The sequence below is a fragment of the Mycolicibacterium sp. SMGY-1XX genome, from assembly GCF_059132455.1.
This window is the reverse complement of the sequence record NZ_CP101139.1, coordinates 6,907,727-6,924,674: the sequence shown is the minus strand read 5'-3', so window position 1 is coordinate 6,924,674 and position 16,948 is coordinate 6,907,727. Positions and strand designations below refer to the sequence as shown.

Genomic DNA, 16,948 nt, shown 5'->3' with positions numbered 1-16,948 from the left:
CATGATCAAGCGCACATTCGTCAGATGCGCGGCCGCGACGATGGCGGCGGTGACGGCGCTGACGTTGGCCTCCTGCGCCGACCCCGACGCCGGCCGGGACAAGATCTTCCTCGATCTGTCCTACAGCGGTAACAATTGGCAGGACGAAGCCGCCAATCTGGCGCTGGCAGTGGTTGATTCGCCGGAGTACGCCGGCAAGTACGTGGTCAAGAAGCAGATTTCAGGCACTGATATCGCCAAGCAGATCTCCGACCTGCAGTCGATGATCGCCGCCCAGGCCAAACTGGTGGTGCTGTATCCGCTGTCGCCGACGGCATTGAATCCGACGATCAGGCAGGGTTGTGAGCGTGGCGTGACCTTCATCGCCTACGACGCGACCGTGCGTGAACCCTGCGCCTACAACGTCGCATTCATCACCGGAGCCAAGGCCGACGATCCGCGTGCGGCCTTCTTCGGAGCCCAGACGGCCGAAGCGCTGGTCGAGATGCTTGGCGGTGAGGGCAAGATCTTCATGAACCGGGGAGTTGCGGGGACGTCGACGGATCAGGTGCACTACGACACCGCCAAGGCGGTCTTCGATCGACACCCGGGTATCACCGTGGTCTCCGAGTATTACGGCAAGTGGGACTCGGCGGTGAGCCAGCAGGAGACCGCCAAGGCACTGGCCGCCCATCCCGACGTCGACGGGGTCTGGTCGCAGGATGGGGAAGTGGGTGTCATCAAGGCGTTGCAGGCCGTCGGCAAACAGGTGCCGGTGACCGGTGAGAACGGCAACTACTTCCGCAAGATGCTCAGCCAGGGCTGGCCGGGAGTGTCCTCGGGGTCACCGCCGGCCCAGGCCGGCGTGGCGATGCGCATCGGCTTGCGAATCCTGGAGGAGGGCCCGGACTCGGTGCCGCACAACATCGAGATGCCGCTGCCGTGGGTGACCACCGAGACCGCGAAGCCCTGTCCCGGAGTCGAATTCGTCGACGGCTGTAATTTCTTCCCGAACGAGTCCGACACGTTCGTCACCGAGATCTTCCAGAAGGATCTGCTTCCGCAGAGTTCACTCGAAGCGGCCAAGACCGGGCAACCGATGACGGGACTGACACCGTTGGGTGATGTCTCGGCCTTTGCCCAGCCCGAATGGAGGCGCAGCTACACCCGCGGCGATTGTGACAGCGGCTGGCGTGAAGGCGATGTCACTGAAGTGCAAGAGCCGTCCGGGCTGCCCGGGTGCGTTCAGGAACAGCAATGACGGCAGGAGAGGACACCACCGTGACCACCATCGACATCAACGCCGACATCGCCGAGAGCTTCGGCCGGTGGAGCCTCGGTGAGGATCGTGAACTGGTCCGGCTCGTCACCACCGTCAACGTCGCGTGCGGGTGGCATGCCGGTGATCCATCGACCATGAACCGTGCGGTGGAAATGGCGGTCGAGGCCGGAGTGAACATCGGCGCGCATCCCGGCTTCCCCGACTTGCTGGGCTTCGGGCGCAGGCCGATCGTCATCGACGACACCGACGCCGTCGACTATGTGCTCTACCAGGTCGGTGCGCTGATGGGGATCGCCAGTCGCTTCGGGGTGACGCTGAGCCACGTCAAACCGCACGGCGCGTTCTACGGTTCGATCGTCACCAGCGCAGAGCGGGCAGTGGCCATCGGCGAGGCGTTGCAGGGCTTGCAGAAGGGCATTCCGCTGTTGCTGGCGCCCGGCCCCGGCACCGACGCATTGCGTATCGCAGGGTTGCCGGTGATCGCCGACAACGCTGCCGACCTGGATTTCAGCGAGGAAGGCCGCAACATCATCGAGCCTCGACCGGGGCCAAGGGATCCGGAAGTCGTTGCGCAGCAAGCGCTTCGCATGGCACGCGGAACGGTGCTCACCGTGTCCGGACGCGAGATTCCGATGCCGGTTCAAACGGTGTGTGTACACGGCGACCGGCCGAACGTGGTGGCCGTTGCCACCGCGATCCGTCGGGTGTTGGCCGAGAACGACATTGACGTGCGCTCCGCATTCGAGGACCGGCAATGAGCGATCTGCCTGACGGATCACGGTTGAGCTTCGGTGGTGAAGAGTTCGTCTTCGTCGAACTCACCGAACACATGTCATTGTCGGGCGCGTTGCGGATTCAGGCGATCACCGATGCCCTGGCTGACCTCGCGATCGACGGTATCGTCGACATCTGCCCGTCGAATGCCAGTTACATGGTGCGGGTGGACCCCGACCTGTGCGACCCGCGATCGTTGCGCGAACCGATTCTCGAGCTACACCGCAGTCTGGGTGACACGACGGATGTCGTGCTCAACACCGAGATCCTCGAGGTTCCGATCTTCTACAACGATCCGTGGAGTACCGAGACGCTGATGCGTTTCCGTGACCGGCACCAATCCGCCACCGAAACGGATCTCGAATACATCAGTCGGATCAATGGTTTCGGCTCGACGGACGATTTCATCGCCGCGCACTCGGGAAATCCGTTCATCGTCACCTTCATGTGCTTCGTGCCGGGCAACGCGGAGTCCATGCAGTTGGTGCCGGATGACATGCAATTGCAGGCCCCCAAGTACGTCCGCCCACGTACCGACACCCCGGAACGCGCCCTCGGACATGGCGGTGCATTCGCCACCATCTACCCGGCCCGCGGTGCGGGCGGCTACCAGTTGCTGGGGCGCGCGGCTACACCGGTGTTCGACTTGTCGCAGAAGCTACCCGATTTCGTCGACGATCCGGTGCTCGCCAAAGCGGGAATGATCGTCAAGTATCGGCCCATCGGGCCGGAAGAGTACGACGCGATCCGCGCGGACGTGGAGGAAGGCACCTATCGCTACCGGCGGACACCGGTGGAATTCGCCCTCGCCCAGTTCTTCGACGATCCGCTGTCCTACAACGGCTCCCTGCTCGATGAGCTGGCACATGCTTGAGGTTGTCGCCCCCGGCCTGCAGACGCTGGTCCAAGACCAGGGCCGTAAGGGCTATTTCGCCATCGGCCTGCCTCCGTCAGGACCCATGGACTACTTCTCTCATCACGTGGCCAACGCTCTGGTGGGCAATGATCCGGGAGCGGCCACCCTGGAATCGGTGTTCACCGGTCCGGCACTGCATTTCCGCCGGGACACCGTTGTTGCGGTGACCGGTGCTGAAGTGGACCTGCGGGTCGATGACGCACCGATGCCCACGTGGACGACGCTTCCAGTGCGGGCGGGCCAGACACTCACCGTCGGTCCGACACTGAACGGCACCCGCAGTTACATCGCCGTGCGCGGTGGCATCGGCACGCCGAAGGTGATGGGGAGCAGGTCCACCTACCTGCCGTCCGGTATCGGTGGAGTGGACGGACGCGAGCTGCGCGCTGGTGACGTGCTCAGGTGTGCCGACGAGTACGGCCCTCACCCGCGCCTCGGGTATTCGGTGGACCCGGCCGCCCGCCCGGCACTGGCCGATCACCAGGAGATCCGTGTTGTCCTGGGGTTGTGCAGGTACCGGTTCACCGACATCAGTGTCGAGAAGATGTTGTCAACGGATTTCACCATCGGTACCGAGGCGAACCGCGTCGGATACCGGCTCAGCGGAACGCCTTTGGAGTTCGTCGAGCGCGAGGCGCCATTCGGGGCAGGCGATGATCCCAGCAATGTCGTCGATCTCGGTTATCCGGTGGGGTCGATCCAGGTCCCCAGCGGGCAGGAACTGATCTGCCTCTTACGAGACGGAGTCACCGGCGGTGGGTACGCCACCATAGGAACGGTCATCGGTGTCGATATCGACGTCCTGGCGCAGATGCAGGCACCCAACACCGTGCGCCTGGTCGAGGTCGACATCGACGCCGCAGTCGCTGCCCGCCGGCTCCGCGACTCCACCATCGCCTCTGTGTATCAGTCCGCACAGCTCACCTGACCCAGCGACACAACACCTAGGAGAAACGTGACCGCGAAGACCCAACACATGGCGAACGCCTTCGACGGGTCCGATTTCGACCACCTGGACCGCGCTGCCCAGCAGCTCATCCGCCGACGGGAGGCGGTACTGGCGCCCAGCTACCGGTTGTTCTACCGGCATCCGGTGGTGGCGGCCCGTGGCGCAGGGGTGTTCCTCTACGACGAAGACGGCAACGAATATCTGGACGCGTACAACAACGTGCCGGCTGTCGGACACAGCCACCCGCACGTGCGGCGCTTGGTCGATGCGCAACTCGGGGTCCTCAACACGCACACCCGCTACCTGACCGAACCCGTGATCGCCTACTCCGAACGGCTTCTCGCGCTCTTTCCCGACCCGCTGTCGAAAGTGGTCTACACCTGCACCGGCAGTGAGGCGGTGGATCTGGCCCTGCGGATCGCCCGTTACGAGACCGGGGCGCAGGGCATCATCTGCACATCACACGCATACCACGGCACCACGAGCGCGGCCGCGGAGATCTCTCCCAGTTTGGGCCCCAACAACCGCATCGGTGATCACGTTGCCCTGGTGGCCGCCCCCGACACACAGCGAGACGATCCCGCGACGGTGGCCCAGGCATTCGCTGACCGGGTGCGCACCGCGATCGTCCAATTGCACTCCCGCGGCGTCGGATTCGCTGGGATGATCGTGGACTCCATCCTGTCCAGCGATGGAGTGCAGTCCGACCCCGCCGGGCTTCTGGCGCCTGCGCAACGCGCGGTCCGGGAGGCGGGCGGATTGTGGATCGCCGATGAAGTGCAGCCGGGCTTCGGCCGCCTCGGCTCAGTGTGGTGGGGATTCGAGCGCCACGGTCTGGAACCCGACCTGGTGGTACTCGGTAAACCGATGGGCAACGGCGTCCCGATCGGCGCCGTGGTGGGCCGCGACGAGGTGATGAATCGATTCGGCCGCGACATCCGCTATTTCAACACTTTCGGCGGTAACCCGGTGAGTATCGCCGCAGCCACGGCGGTACTGGACGTCATCGACGATGAAGACCTGCTCGCCAACGTGCAGCGCTCGGGCCGGCGTCTGCTGGAGGGCCTCGGAGAACTCGCGGGCCGGTACCCGGGTATCGGCGGTGTTCGAGGCGCCGGTCTGTTCACCGCGGTGGAGTTCGTCGATGGCGGCGCACCCGATTCCGCGACAGCCGCATGGGTTGTCAACGAACTGCGTGAGCGTCGCATTCTGATCAGCGCGTCAGGTCCGCACGAGAACGTACTCAAGATCCGCCCGCCGCTGCCGTTCACCACCGCGCACGCCGACCGGCTGTTGGTCGAACTCGACGACGTGCTGTCACAGGCAGCGCGGTAGGCCGCCCGCGGGGCAACAGGTGTCAGGCCAGGGCCTGGGCGTGTCGTTCGGAGCGGCGGATCGCCCAGACCACGACCACCAGTGCCGCGGCTGTCAACGGGTAGCCCATGGCAATTCGGGCGAAGGCCAGCCATCCGGTGGCGTCCGCGTCGTAGAGCCAGTTCTGCACCACGAACCGGGACGCGAACACGGCCGCCAGGACCAGCGTGGCGATGTCGTAGCCCAGCCGGGACGGGCCGTGAGCGCGCCACCCCTGACCATGACCGCTCAGTCCGCCCCAGATGACACCGACCAGCGGCCGGCGCGCCACGATGGATACCAGGAACACCACCATGAGTGCGAAGCTCATCCAGATGCCCACCAGGAAATAGTCTTTCGCGGAACCTGTCTGGTAGGCGATGAAGGCAGCGAGCGCGACGCCGAGCAACCCTGACAGGGCAGGCTGTAACGGCTCCTTGCGCACCAGCCGCAGCAGCGCTGTGGCGGCGCCGGCGCCCACGGCCAACGCGACCGCAACGTGCAGTCCGGCCACCGCGTCCGCAGCGACGAAAACCAGGCTCGGGACACTGGCGTAGATCAGGCCGGACACGCCGCCCATCTGTTGCAGCAGTGTCGGTTTCGGCTGACGTTCCTCGGTGTTCATACGCGCCCTCCCAGCTGCTTGCCGAGGAATCGGGCCATGGCGCGCCACTCGTTCACGTTCTCCGGGTTGACATCTCGGGCACGCAACGCATTGACCAGGTTGTCGGATTCGGCGTGGACCACGTGCGCGTCATCGGCGCCCTGGATCACCAGCAGCGGTGTGCGGATCTGGTCCACTTTCGTGATGGGGGAGATCACCGCTCCGGTGCGGGTGGGCGGGTTGAAGAGATCTTCGTCGGGTATGTGCCGGGGCAGGTTCATGGAAGTCCTAACTGGTCGGGGGCAGGGTTAACCCCGCCGGCGAGGTCGTGCTCTCTCGCCGGATCGTGGTCAGTGTGTGATGGGCTTGTGCTGTCGGTTGTCTGGTCAGATTTCGACGGGTCCGCCGAGCCTGCCGTTGGTGGCGTCGCGGATGGCCCGGTCGACCAGGTCCAGTGCCTCTTGCTGGGACACCTTCTCCTTGTTGACGATGACCCGGCGGCCGACGTCTTCGTCCACGACGCGGAAGGCGCCCGTGACCGCGGCCGCGCACAGCCGGGCGGTGAGGTGGTCTTCGGGCAGCTTCAACCGCTGGGCGATCACGGGAACGAAGGCTCGCTCCATTTCGTCGTGCACCATCAGGTAGGCGGTACGCAGCGCGGGTTCCTCCGGGGACATCACCGCGATGCGCAACGCGCTGACTTCATCGGCCAGTTCCTGCGGTGTCAACGGGTGGTCGGCCATGTTGGCGGCCATGTGTTCGGCAAGCGACAACTGCGGGGGCCAAAGCTGTGCCAATGTGATGAAGCGTTGCGCCGACAGTGCCAGCACGGGCTCGACGCAGCTTTCTTTCGAACGGAAGTAGCGCCAGATGGTGCGGGTGGAAAGTCCCGCGGCGGCAGCGATGTCGTCGCCGCTCGTGGCCGAAACCCCACGTTCCCAGAACAGTGCGCAGGCATGCCGGGACACTTCCAGCCGTGCCTGCGCCTGCCGGTCGCTGGTAGAGATGACGATGCCTCCTCCCTGTCACTGGACGACAACCACACTGTGTCACTAAGTGACACCGAGGTCAAGGGAGATCCGACTGGGGTGTGCCGGCCGGGGGCGGTCGCCGACGACGCCGTACGGTTTTGTCCATGGGTGATTTCACGCGGGTCGTCAGCGTCGGCCGCGATGTCAACGCACCGGCCGCAGCCATATTCGACCTGATCGCCGATCCCGCGCGGCAACCGGAGTGGGACGCCAACGACAACCTCGACGAGGCCGCCCCGGGGCAACGGGTCACTGCCACCGGGGACGTCTTCGTCACGACCATCACCACGGGCGCCCAACGGCACAACCACGTGGTGGAGTTCGAGGAAGGCCGGCGGATCGCGTGGCAGCCGTCAGAGCCGGACAGCCCGCCGCCGGGGCATCTGTGGCGATGGGAGTTGGAACCGCTCAGCGACCAGAGCACCCGGGTCACCCACACCTATGACTGGTCGAGGCTGACCGACGAGGCGCGCATGGAACGAGCCCGCGCCACCACCGGCGACAAGCTCAAGGGGTCGCTCGATCGGCTCGCGGAGGTCGCCGAGCGGTTGTAGACGGCCTATTCGACGACGAAGACCGGGATCAACCGGTCGGTCTTGGTCTGGTATTCGGCGTAGGGCGGGAAGGCCTCGACGGCCAGCGCCCACCAGTGCTCACGCTCGGCGCCCTCGATCTCCCGCGCGGTTCCGCTGGTCACTTTGTCACCGTCCTGGACCGTGACCGACGGGTTGGCCTTGACGTTCCAGTACCAGGACGGGTGCGCGGGGTCGCCGCCCTTGGAAGCCACCATGGCGTAGCGGCCGTTCTCCTCGACACGCATCAGCGGCACGTAACGCTGCTTACCGGACTTTGCACCGGTGGTGGTGAAGAGCACGATGGGCCGGTCCAGCACCTCGACGCCGTCGGTGGTGCCCTGCTCCAGAATGCGTTTGGTCTGCTCGCGGACCCAGTCGGTGGGGCTCAGTTCAGCTTTGTCAGTCACGCGGTGCCCAACAACGGCGACGACGGTTTTATTCCCCGCGGCAGCGGTGGGCGTCACACCGCTGACCGCAGAACCCGAAGGTCGGACGGCGTACCGGAGCCGATCGCCAGGGCCGTTGCCGATCCGTGCTCAGACGGGAGGACGAGGGTGTCACCCGGTTCGCCGTACTCCCCCCGGCAGTCGGCGCCCAGGCACCGGCCGGTGGCGGGGTCGATGCCGCCGTCGAACATGTCGTTGATCCAGCCGGCCATGAGCAACTGCACTGCCGACGGGTTCTGGCGCTGCGGAATGCCCGCGACGAGGTAAGCGGCGGCCTGGATCAGCGGGTTGCCGCCGAGCATGCCGTCCATGTGGACGCCACCGTTGATGACGACGCCATTGAACTTCCCGGGCCGCGCCTCCGAGAGTTGATCGTTGACCGCGCTGAGCGCGTTCAGGAAGTTCTGCGGAGCACCGATCTCGTAGACCGGCACGTAGTCGGCGGGGTCGCCGTTGTGGCTGTATTCCAACCTCGCCAAGCGGTCCATCGCGTCCGGCAGGATCGGGACGAATGGGACGGCGTCGAGCAACACCACCCCGGCCAGGTGGTTGGCCGTGTCCTCGTCGTTCCGGCCGTCTGCCCTGCGAGCCGCCAGGGCTTCGGCGTAGTGGCCGGCGACGCCGGGGGCGAACCCGCCGCCCAGCGAATGACCCACGATCACAACGTCTTTCGGAACAGTCAGGATCGGCGCGCCGACCTCGAGCGCTGCGCTGGCCAGGCTCGCGGCCAGTGCTGCGCGGTCATCGTCGAGGAACAGCTGCGCCACCGCCTGGTGCATCGTGTCGCCGCCCAGCCACATACCGCCGTCGGCGAACGGGTTGGAGGTGACAGTGGTGGCCACGACGACGCTGTTGGTGCGCTCGGCGAGATAGGCCGCCGTGTAGCTGTACATCGGGGCGGTGGCCAGAATGCCGTGCTGCAGGTAGATGAGGCGCTCCGGCTGCGCGCCCTGGGTAGGGAAGTACCAGTCGGCATCCAGTTCGTCACCGGGTGTGAGCGCCAGGGTGGAGCTACTGACCCGGACCGAGTCCCGCAAAGACGGTGGCACCACCGGCGCACCGTCGGCCGCCTGCACCACCGCGCCCAGAACGTTGAAGACTGCCGACCCGACGGTGCGGACCAGCGGCGGGTAGTCGGGCTGAAAGGGGCCCAGGATGTCAGCGACGTCGGGGATGGTCGGCACCGACGCAGGGTCGCCGACGCCGGGGACGGGGGCAGTGGGCTGGTGGTTCCGTACCGGGTCGGCTTCCGCGGCCGGCCGACGGGAGGTCTTGGCTTTCACCTTGCCGTCGCGGGAAGCGGTTGCCTCCGAGTTCTTCTCGCGATGCGCGCGGGTCGGGTTCGGAGTATCCCGAGGCTCTCTTGTGTCATTGCGCTGTGTTGTGTCACTGCGCTGACCTGTGTCGCCGCGTCGGGCGGTGCGGCGTCCCGGATCCCTTCCTCGGTCCGCCTCCGGTGCGTCGGCAGCGCCGTCGCGGGTGTGTTCCGGTGCGGAGACGTTCGCGGTGCCGGCGTCTGCGCCGACCCCGGTGTCCGCGGTCGCCGCGCCCGCGCCGGTCAGGAGGGCCGCGGACACTCCCGCGGTCAGCACACCGGCACCCCACCACACCGAGGTCTGCGCCATGAGTCCCCCCTTTGACCGCCTCACCCGCGGGGATGATGCTAGCGGCCGAAGCGAATTGTGTTGGCGGATCGGCCAAATGCAAAGCCGCCAAAGTAAGGGGATGTATCCATACCGCAGCGCGGCTACCCGTACGCGCGGCTGTACTGCGGCGGGTAGCGCAGAGCTGCGCCGAGGTGGTCGGCGGTCTGACGGATCCACGCCGGGTTGCGCAGCAAAACTCGGGCCAGGAACACCGCGTCGGCCTGTTCTCCGGTAATGATGGCGTCGGCCTGGTCTGCTTCCGTGATCAGACCCACTGCGGTGGTGGGGATTTCGATCTCCTTGCGGATGCGCGCGGCAAACGGGACTTGGTAGCCAGGCGTCACCGGGATCCGTGCATCCGGCGCCGATCCACCCGAGGACACGTCGATCAGATCTACCCCCAGGTCCTTGAGCTGTCCGGCGAGTTCGATGGTGTCGGCGACAGTCCAGCCCGGCCGATGGTCATCGGTGTCGCCGCCCAGCCAGTCGGTGGCCGAGACACGGAAGAACAACGGTAGTTCCTCGGGCCAGTTGCGGCGCACCGCGGTGACGACCTCCAGCGCGAACCGGAGCCGGTTGGCCAGGACGCCGCCGTAGGCGTCGGTTCTGGTGTTGGAGTATGGCGAGAGAAATTGATGGATCAAATAGCCGTGGGCGCCGTGCAGTTCGAGCACTTTGAATCCCGCCCCGGCGGCACGGCGGGCTGCTGCGGCGAAACCGTCGACAATCTCGGCGATTTCGGTGACATCCAGTTCAGTGGGACTGGGCAAGCGCCCGAAGGGGACTGCGCTGGGTCCGACGGTGGGCCAACGGTGATCATCGGCGCCGTGCTCGTCCGGCCATGGTCGTCCGGTGGATCCTTTGCGCCCGGCGTGCACCAACTGGATGCCGGGCACCGACCCCGCCGCGGCCACGAAGTCGGTGATCCGGCGAAAAGCGTTCGCTTGAACGTCATTCCACAGCCCCAGGTCGTAGATGCTGCTGCGTCCCACGGGGTGGACCGCGGTGGCTTCCACCATCACCAGTGCCGCGCCCGCCACCGCCCGGGATCCCAGATGTTGCAGATGCCAGTCTGTCGGGCTGCCCTCTGCGGGTCCGGCGGACACGGCGGCGAACTGCATCATCGGCGACATCCAGGCCCGGTGGGCGAAGGTGATCTCCCGCAGGGTCAGCGGAGTGAACAGATGCGTCATGGTCACAGTCCTGGGCCGTAGAGGCCGAATCGCAGGTCGGGATCACCGGGGGTCCAGGTGTTGCTGACCTGGGACTGGTCGCCCATCGCGACGACCCGCCGCAGCAGCGAGTCGCTGAGCTGCAGCTGGGCGGGCTCCCACTTGGTCAGGGCCGCGGCGATGTCACCGCCGGATTCCTGCAGTGCCGCCGCCAGGGTCCAGCCGTCCGCGGCAGCCTTCGCGGTACCGGCGGCGGCGTGAGGCCGGGAGGCGCAGGCCGCGTCACCGATGAGCGCAACCCGTCCCAGCGCCATCCGGGACGAGCGCACGTCCGAGAGCACCTGCAGATAGGGCTGTTCGGTGGACTGCACCACTTCGGCGACCGCGGGGGCGAACAGGTCGGCCGCGTCCGCCTTCATCTGGGTGACGTAGCGGTCCTGCACCTGCCCCGGGTGCACGGACACCGATCCGGCGAACCCCCGTTTGTCGAGCAGCATCTCGGTCAGCTGGGCACCGGCGGGCACGTTGCGGTACCAGACGTAGTTCATCAGCCGGTCCTCCAGGGCCAGGCTGTCCTCGCCCGGGATGGGATACATCGTGATGTGGGAGTGCGGAACCACGTCGTAGGTGATCGCGTCGGAGAGCACATCCCGCGCCGACGGGGTGAGCTCCCGCAGCGGGACGGTGCCGCGCCATCCGATGTAACCGGCGTAACGCAGTCGCGCCTCGGGGTCGAACCGCTCCCGGGCCACAGAGGTCACGCCGTCGGCGAAGACCACGAGGTCTGCGGACGCCGTTGTGCCGCTGACGAATCGGACCGTCACAGTGGTGTCGTCCTGATCGAACCCGCACGCGTACTCACCGTAGTGGTAGCGCTCGGTGCCGAAATCGGCGAGCAGGGCCCGGTAGAAGGTGCCCCACGACGTGTAGGTCCAGGTGCACGGTTCGCGGAACACCACCTCACCGGAGCGATCCAGGTACTGAACGACATTCGTCGCTGTGCTCAGGTCATCGAGGCTCTGGGTGCTGCGTTCGGTGAACCACCGTACGGTGTCCGGCTGCAGGACGATGCCGCTGCCTCGACCGTCGAGCGCGGTGGGGGTGCGCTCGTAGACATCGACGGTGAATCCGAGATCCCGCAGCAGCAGCGCGGTGGTCAGGCCGCCGATCGACCCACCGATGACGATGGCGGAGGCTTTGGCGTAATGACTCACGATGAGCTCTTCTCGTTGTGCGAAGTGGTGGCCGACTCGGGATCGGTCGGAAGTGGTTGCCCCTGCGTCTCTCGGGCGAAGGCCAGCCCGATGACGGCGACCAGTCCCAGAGCTGCCACCGATGCGGTGGCCAGGCCGAGGTTGCCGCCGAACCACGAGGTGGCGATGGCGCCGGCGGTCAGCGGGCCCAGGGCCGTCACGAAGCGGCCGACGCTGTTGCACGTGGCTATGGCGGTGGCACGGACGCTGGGCGGAAACACCTCGGGTCCGTAGATGAAGGTTCCCGACAGCGCCCCGAACAGGCCGAAGCCGAGGAACGGCATGGCGATCAGCAATTCGGTGTAGCTGCGGTCGAACGGGAAGGCCCACGCGACGGAGACCGCGGCGACGGTGAAGCTCACCATGAAGCACTTGCGGCGCCCGATCGCGTCGGCGAGGAACCCCCACGAGGCGTAACCCAGGATGCCGCCGGCGTTGAACAGCATGGCCGCCATCGCCACGCGGTGATCGGCCACATCACGGGCCAGGTCCTCGGCTGCGGTGACACCGCGAATGACCTGTGGGTACCAGGTGCTGACACTCCAGAACGCGATCAACGCACCGGTGGCCAGCGTGGTGCACACCAGCATCGGGTGAAGCAGCGGCGGGGCGAACAGGCGGCGGAGGACAAAGCGATCGTGAGACGTGTTGGCACCGGCGCGTTTCCGGTTCTTGCGCGCCTGCATGCTCGCCGCCACCTCCGGTGGTTCCGGAACGTAGCGGCGGATGAACCACACCAGCAGCGCCGGCAGGCCGGCCAGCAGTAGCATCGGACGCCACCCGTAGTGCCCCAGCAGGGCGTAGGCGGCGGCCGCCGCGAAGAACCCACCGGCGTAGCCCGCCATCATGATGCCGCCGGCCCGGGCGCGGTAGCGGTTGCGCCAGGTCTCGGCGATCAGGGCGGCGCCCACGGGTGCCTCGACACCCGAGCCCACACCGGCGATGAACCGCAGAAGCCCGAGCTGCCACCATGTTTCGGAGAACGCGGCCAGGGCGCTGAAGACGGCGTAGGTCAAGATGCCGACGGAGAGCACCCGGGTACGGCCGAAGTAGTCGGCGAGTACGCCGAACATGATCCCGCCCACCGCCCAGCCGAACAGGAACAGTGCGACGGTCAGACCACCGTAGTAGCCGATGGCCGCCGGATCGACCTCGATGCCGCTGTTGGGCAACAGTTCTCCCATGGTGGGTCCGAGCACCAGGATGTAGAGGCTGGCGGCGAAACCGTCGAGGCCCCAGCCCAAGGTGGTGCCGGCCAGTACCAGCCACTGGATTCGGGTGATCTCGGTGCGCCACCCGGTGTTGGTTGTCGGGGAGTTCATCAGTTCAACCGTCCCTGCTCGCGGCCGCCGTACCAGTCGACGGGTTCGGCTGCGGTCCGCACCACGATGGTCTTGATCCACGAGAAGTCGTCGAAGGACTCCGATCCGGCATCTTTACCGGTGCCGGACTCTTTGACCCCACCCCAGGGCAGCGACGGTTCGAGTCGGTGGTGGTCGTTGATCCACACCATGCCTGCGACGATGCGTGCGGCGACCCGGTGCCCACGGCCGATGTCGCGGGTCCATACGCCCGCACCGAGGCCGAACCGGTTGTCGTTGGCCATCCGAACGGCGTCGTCCTCGTCGTCGAAGGGCATGACCACGGCCACCGGCCCGAAGATCTCGTCCAGCGCGACGGTCATGTCGATGGAGGCATCGGCCAGGACGGTCGGCTGCAGGAAGAAACCGTCCCGCAACGTATCCGGCAGCTCCGGAACGCCCCCGCCCGCGGCCAGCCGCGCGCCCTCCTCCACCCCGATGTTGATGAGATCCCGCACCTTGTCCCGCTGGCGAGCACTGATCAGCGGACCCATCTGGGTGTCCGGCAGGGTGGGGTCGCCCACCCGGATGGCGCGGGCCCGTTCGGTCAGGGCAGCGACGAAGGCATCGTAGATGCCCCGGTGCACCAGAAACCGGGAGCCTGCGACGCAGGACTGGCCGGCGGCGACGAAGGCGGCGAACGCGGCACCTTCGGCGGCTGCCACCGGATCCACGTCATCGAAGACCACCACGGGGGTCTTACCGCCGAGTTCGGCTGTCACACGGGCGAATCGGGCCGCGGTGGCCAGTGCTGCCGAGCGGCCGGCCTCGGTGCTTCCGGTCAGGGTGATCTTGGCGACGTCGGGATGCTCGGTGAGTCGGACACCGGCCTCCCGCGCGCCGGTGACCACGGTGAGCACCCCCTCGGGCAATCCCGCGCCGGTCATGATGTCGGCCAGCGCCAAGGTGGTCAGCGGTGTCAGCTCCGAAGGTTTGACCACCACGGTGTTGCCGTTGGCCAGCGCCGCGGACACGCTGCGCCCCAGTATCAGCAGGGGGTGATTGAAAGGGGTGATGATGCCGCAGACGCCGAGTGGCAGCCGCTGCTGGTAGGTCAGATAGGGTCCGTCGCCGGGCAACACGGCAGGACGTTGTGCTGCCAGCAGACCCGCGTTGTAGCGGAACCACTCCGGCACCCGGGACAGTTGTGCGCGAGTCTCGGTGATCGGCCGCCCGTTGTTGAGCGCCTCGAGGGTGTAGAGCCGTTCGGAATGGGCTTCGATGGCGTCGGCGATCTTCAACAGCAGACGGCCCCTGGCGCTACGGGTCATGGCCGGCCACGGCCCCGTCTCGAAGGCGGTCTTGGCAGTGGCCACCGCGGCATCGATGGCCTCGGCGCCGAGCTCTGGCACGGTGTCGATGACCGAACCGGTGGCCGGGTTGACGATGTCGCGGTGTGCCACCGGGGTGGTGGTGTCGACCTCGCTGGCGACTTGGGTCATGGGTCTGTCCTTCCTGGCGTGAGGCGCTCTGCTCGAGGACGCCTTTATGAGTGTCGACACACCGGGGTAGCGCATTCAATGTCTCGAAAGACACTTTGCGTGCGCTTCTTGTGTAGCTGTTGACACACCGCCAGCAGTGGCGACGAAGGACGGGGACCCTGCCGAGGGTCGCCCCTCAGCCGCGCCGGACAGCGAGCACGCGGTCCCGAAGGCCGTCGGTGGCGGTTTCCATCAGGCCTTTGGCGCCCTTCTTCACCAGAAAACCCGGCAGGGGAACGATCGGGTCGACGGTCAGGTCGAACCGCACCCGCGTCGCGTTCCCGTCGGCGGACAGCGTGTACCGGCCTTCCTGCGCCTTCTGCTGTTTCGAGCTGACCAGTGTCCAGCTCACGCCGTCGTCGTGCACGGAGTAGTCGAGCACCTGTTCGTCGGTGACCCCGACGATCTTGACCACTTGCCGCGACCGTTTGGGGCGGCCGTCGGCGTCGCGTTCGAGGATCTCGACCTGTTGGTGGGCCGACGACCACTCGGTCAACGACTCGAGGTCGAACAGCACGTCCAGGATCTCGTCGGGGGTCGCCTCGATGACAGTCTCGCGGGATTCGGTGATGGCCATGCGCAATGATTGCCATCCTGCCCGCCGGCGAAACTCAGCGCCGCAACGGTACGGCGGCGTCGAACGCCGTGGCCGTACCCGCGGATTGCCATTGCAACCACCGATCCCACACCGGCGACGCGTGTCGCCCGGTTGCCGGGGGAATCAGAATGCGGTCGGTGGGGCGCAGGGTTCCGGCATGCCCACTGCCATATCGCACCGGGCCCGTCGACAGCACCGTTTCCGGCCGCCCCTACATGGCGTAGCGACTCACCTTGTCCGGGTGGATGATCAGGCGCACCTGATCCTGTGCCAGGATCTCGGCGAGGTCCTCGGCCCGGCCCGGGTCGTCGAGGTCCCAGTAGCGCGCGGCAAGGCGGGCGGCCAGCTCGTGGGCGCCCGCGGGTTCCACTTCTGTGCGCCCGGCCACCGACACCCACCGTTCCCGCTCGCCGACGGGGGCGGCAACGACGAGCGAGGCCTGCGGATCTTCCTGTAGCCGACGGATTTTGACGGTCTCGGGACCGGTGAACAGCTGGACGGTGCCGGCCTCGGTGGCTTCGAACCACACCGGACGAGGCTGCGGTGGGCGTGGCCCCTGCGCCACGGTCAGGAAACCGTAGAGCGGGCGCCTCAGGAACTCGAGATCCTGGGTGGTCAGCGAAGTGTCGGTCACCGTGACCACGCTCCCGCCGCCGCGGCCCGCACGACGTAATCCTCGAAAGTCCGCGGCGGGCGGCCCAGCACGGTGGCCACGCCGTCCGTCGGCGCGGCGATCAGCCCCTGTTCCATCAACACGAACATCTCGGCGACGTGGTGGGCGTCCTCCTCACTTGCGCCGTCCTCGGCCAGGAGCTCGGTGTATTCGGCAGGGGAGACCTGCTTGTAGGTCATCGACAGCCCCGACGCCCGTGAGATCAGCTCGACGGCCTCGGCGAAGGTGAGCGCTCGCGGACCGCTCAGCTCGTAGACCTGGCCGCTGTGCCGGCCCGGCTCGGTCAGGACCGCGGCAGCGACATCGGCAACGTCCTCGATGTCGATGAACGGCTCCGGCACCTCGCCGGCCGGCAGGGCGAGTTCCCCGCGAAGCAGCGGGGCGTGAAAGTTCTCCTCGTCGAAGTTCTGGTTGAAGTTGTTGGGCCGCACAATGGTCCAGTCGAGTGCGGAGGCACGCACCGCCTCCTCGGCGCCACGCATGTCCAATCCGAACGAGGAATCGCCCCAGGTGTCGGCACCGCGCCCGGACAGCAGGACCAACTGCTGCACACCGGCGGCCTCGGCGCGTGCCACGAACTGGTGCGCCGGGCCGGGATCGCGCGGAGCCACCATGTACACCGCACGAACGCCCTGCAGTGCGGCGTCCCAGCCGCCCGGGTCCGACCAGTCGAAGGAGGTCTGGCTGGATCTGGAGGCGGCGCGCACGGCCGTGCCGCGCAGCCGTAACCGCGGTGCGAGCCGACGGCCGGTTTTGCCGGTGGCGCCGAGGACGAGGGTGGTGTTGTTGGTCATGACCCCCATTGAACCCACAGTTCTCGGACTCTTCCATAGGTGAAAGGCCGGATTGCCTGTC

At 66.9% G+C, this 16,948-nt stretch carries 17 protein-coding genes and 1 pseudogene; 6 read left to right on the top strand and 12 right to left on the bottom strand.

What is annotated here, in order from left to right:
- Position 1: 1 nt before the first annotated feature.
- Genes NL241_RS33050 through NL241_RS33030 form a run of 5 tightly spaced genes read left to right on the top strand, consistent with a single transcriptional unit; the run spans position 2 to position 5,235 of the window.
- Positions 2 to 1,240 carry a sugar ABC transporter substrate-binding protein gene (locus NL241_RS33050; RefSeq protein WP_494396228.1) on the top strand — a complete coding sequence of 413 codons (1,239 nt, stop codon included), beginning with the start codon at positions 2 to 4 and terminating at the stop codon, positions 1,238 to 1,240.
- The gene (locus NL241_RS33045) at positions 1,237 to 2,019 is read left to right on the top strand and encodes a 5-oxoprolinase subunit PxpA (RefSeq protein WP_487690058.1); all 783 of its coding nucleotides are present in this window, start codon (positions 1,237 to 1,239) and stop codon (positions 2,017 to 2,019) included. Before NL241_RS33050 ends, NL241_RS33045 begins: the two co-directional genes overlap by 4 nt.
- Positions 2,016 to 2,909: a 5-oxoprolinase subunit B family protein gene (locus NL241_RS33040; RefSeq protein ID WP_494396227.1), complete on the top strand. Its 894-nt coding sequence runs from the start codon at positions 2,016 to 2,018 to the stop codon at positions 2,907 to 2,909. Before NL241_RS33045 ends, NL241_RS33040 begins: the two co-directional genes overlap by 4 nt.
- Positions 2,902 to 3,879 (top strand): 5-oxoprolinase subunit C family protein, encoded by a 978-nt coding sequence (locus NL241_RS33035; protein WP_487690064.1) that lies wholly within the window; start codon positions 2,902 to 2,904, stop codon positions 3,877 to 3,879. The genes NL241_RS33040 and NL241_RS33035 overlap by 8 nt, the downstream gene beginning before the upstream one ends.
- A 48-nt stretch (positions 3,880 to 3,927) precedes the next feature.
- Positions 3,928 to 5,235, top strand: a complete 1,308-nt coding sequence (locus NL241_RS33030; protein ID WP_494398439.1) for an aspartate aminotransferase family protein — start codon at positions 3,928 to 3,930, stop codon at positions 5,233 to 5,235.
- Positions 5,236 to 5,257: 22 nt separating this feature from the next.
- Here NL241_RS33030 and NL241_RS33025 read toward each other — a convergent pair whose 3' ends face one another.
- The 3 genes and pseudogenes from NL241_RS33025 to NL241_RS33015 form a co-directional block, all read right to left on the bottom strand.
- Positions 5,258 to 5,878 (bottom strand): DUF3159 domain-containing protein, encoded by a 621-nt coding sequence (locus NL241_RS33025; protein ID WP_494396226.1) that lies wholly within the window; start codon positions 5,876 to 5,878, stop codon positions 5,258 to 5,260.
- Positions 5,875 to 6,069, bottom strand: a pseudogene (locus NL241_RS33020) (alpha/beta hydrolase family protein); the annotation flags it as partial. The gene NL241_RS33025 and the pseudogene NL241_RS33020, both read right to left, overlap by 4 nt.
- Positions 6,070 to 6,243: 174 nt before the next feature.
- A complete protein-coding gene (locus NL241_RS33015) occupies positions 6,244 to 6,825 on the bottom strand; it encodes a TetR/AcrR family transcriptional regulator (RefSeq protein WP_487690069.1) in 582 nt (193 codons plus the stop codon).
- A gap of 167 nt (positions 6,826 to 6,992) precedes the next feature.
- Between NL241_RS33015 and NL241_RS33010 the strand changes: the two genes are divergently transcribed.
- Positions 6,993 to 7,442, top strand: a complete 450-nt coding sequence (locus NL241_RS33010) for an SRPBCC family protein (protein ID WP_487690072.1) — start codon at positions 6,993 to 6,995, stop codon at positions 7,440 to 7,442.
- 5 nt (positions 7,443 to 7,447) lie between these two features.
- Here NL241_RS33010 and NL241_RS33005 read toward each other — a convergent pair whose 3' ends face one another.
- The 9 genes from NL241_RS33005 to NL241_RS32965 form a co-directional block, all read right to left on the bottom strand.
- A complete protein-coding gene (locus tag NL241_RS33005) occupies positions 7,448 to 7,870 on the bottom strand; it encodes a nitroreductase family deazaflavin-dependent oxidoreductase (RefSeq protein WP_494396225.1) in 423 nt (140 codons plus the stop codon).
- 53 nt (positions 7,871 to 7,923) lie between these two features.
- Positions 7,924 to 9,534 (bottom strand): alpha/beta hydrolase, encoded by a 1,611-nt coding sequence (locus tag NL241_RS33000; RefSeq protein WP_494396224.1) that lies wholly within the window; start codon positions 9,532 to 9,534, stop codon positions 7,924 to 7,926.
- A 122-nt stretch (positions 9,535 to 9,656) separates the two neighbouring features.
- Complete coding sequence (locus NL241_RS32995; RefSeq protein WP_494396223.1) at positions 9,657 to 10,748, bottom strand: NADH:flavin oxidoreductase/NADH oxidase; 1,092 nt, start codon at positions 10,746 to 10,748, stop codon at positions 9,657 to 9,659.
- A gap of 2 nt (positions 10,749 to 10,750) precedes the next feature.
- On the bottom strand, positions 10,751 to 11,941 hold the full coding sequence (locus NL241_RS32990; protein ID WP_494396222.1) for an FAD binding domain-containing protein: 1,191 nt from the start codon (positions 11,939 to 11,941) through the stop codon (positions 10,751 to 10,753).
- Positions 11,938 to 13,302 carry an MFS transporter gene (locus tag NL241_RS32985; protein ID WP_494396221.1) on the bottom strand — a complete coding sequence of 455 codons (1,365 nt, stop codon included), beginning with the start codon at positions 13,300 to 13,302 and terminating at the stop codon, positions 11,938 to 11,940. Before NL241_RS32985 ends, NL241_RS32990 begins: the two co-directional genes overlap by 4 nt.
- Positions 13,302 to 14,783, bottom strand: coding sequence for an aldehyde dehydrogenase family protein (locus NL241_RS32980; protein WP_494396220.1), 1,482 nt, complete (start codon positions 14,781 to 14,783; stop codon positions 13,302 to 13,304). Before NL241_RS32980 ends, NL241_RS32985 begins: the two co-directional genes overlap by 1 nt.
- A gap of 175 nt (positions 14,784 to 14,958) precedes the next feature.
- The gene (locus tag NL241_RS32975; protein ID WP_487690092.1) at positions 14,959 to 15,399 is read right to left on the bottom strand and encodes an SRPBCC family protein; all 441 of its coding nucleotides are present in this window, start codon (positions 15,397 to 15,399) and stop codon (positions 14,959 to 14,961) included.
- Between the two features lie 232 nt (positions 15,400 to 15,631).
- On the bottom strand, positions 15,632 to 16,054 hold the full coding sequence (locus NL241_RS32970) for a pyridoxamine 5'-phosphate oxidase family protein (protein ID WP_494396219.1): 423 nt from the start codon (positions 16,052 to 16,054) through the stop codon (positions 15,632 to 15,634).
- Positions 16,051 to 16,887, bottom strand: coding sequence for an NAD(P)H-binding protein (locus NL241_RS32965; protein WP_494396218.1), 837 nt, complete (start codon positions 16,885 to 16,887; stop codon positions 16,051 to 16,053). Before NL241_RS32965 ends, NL241_RS32970 begins: the two co-directional genes overlap by 4 nt.
- Positions 16,888 to 16,948: the final 61 nt, after the last annotated feature.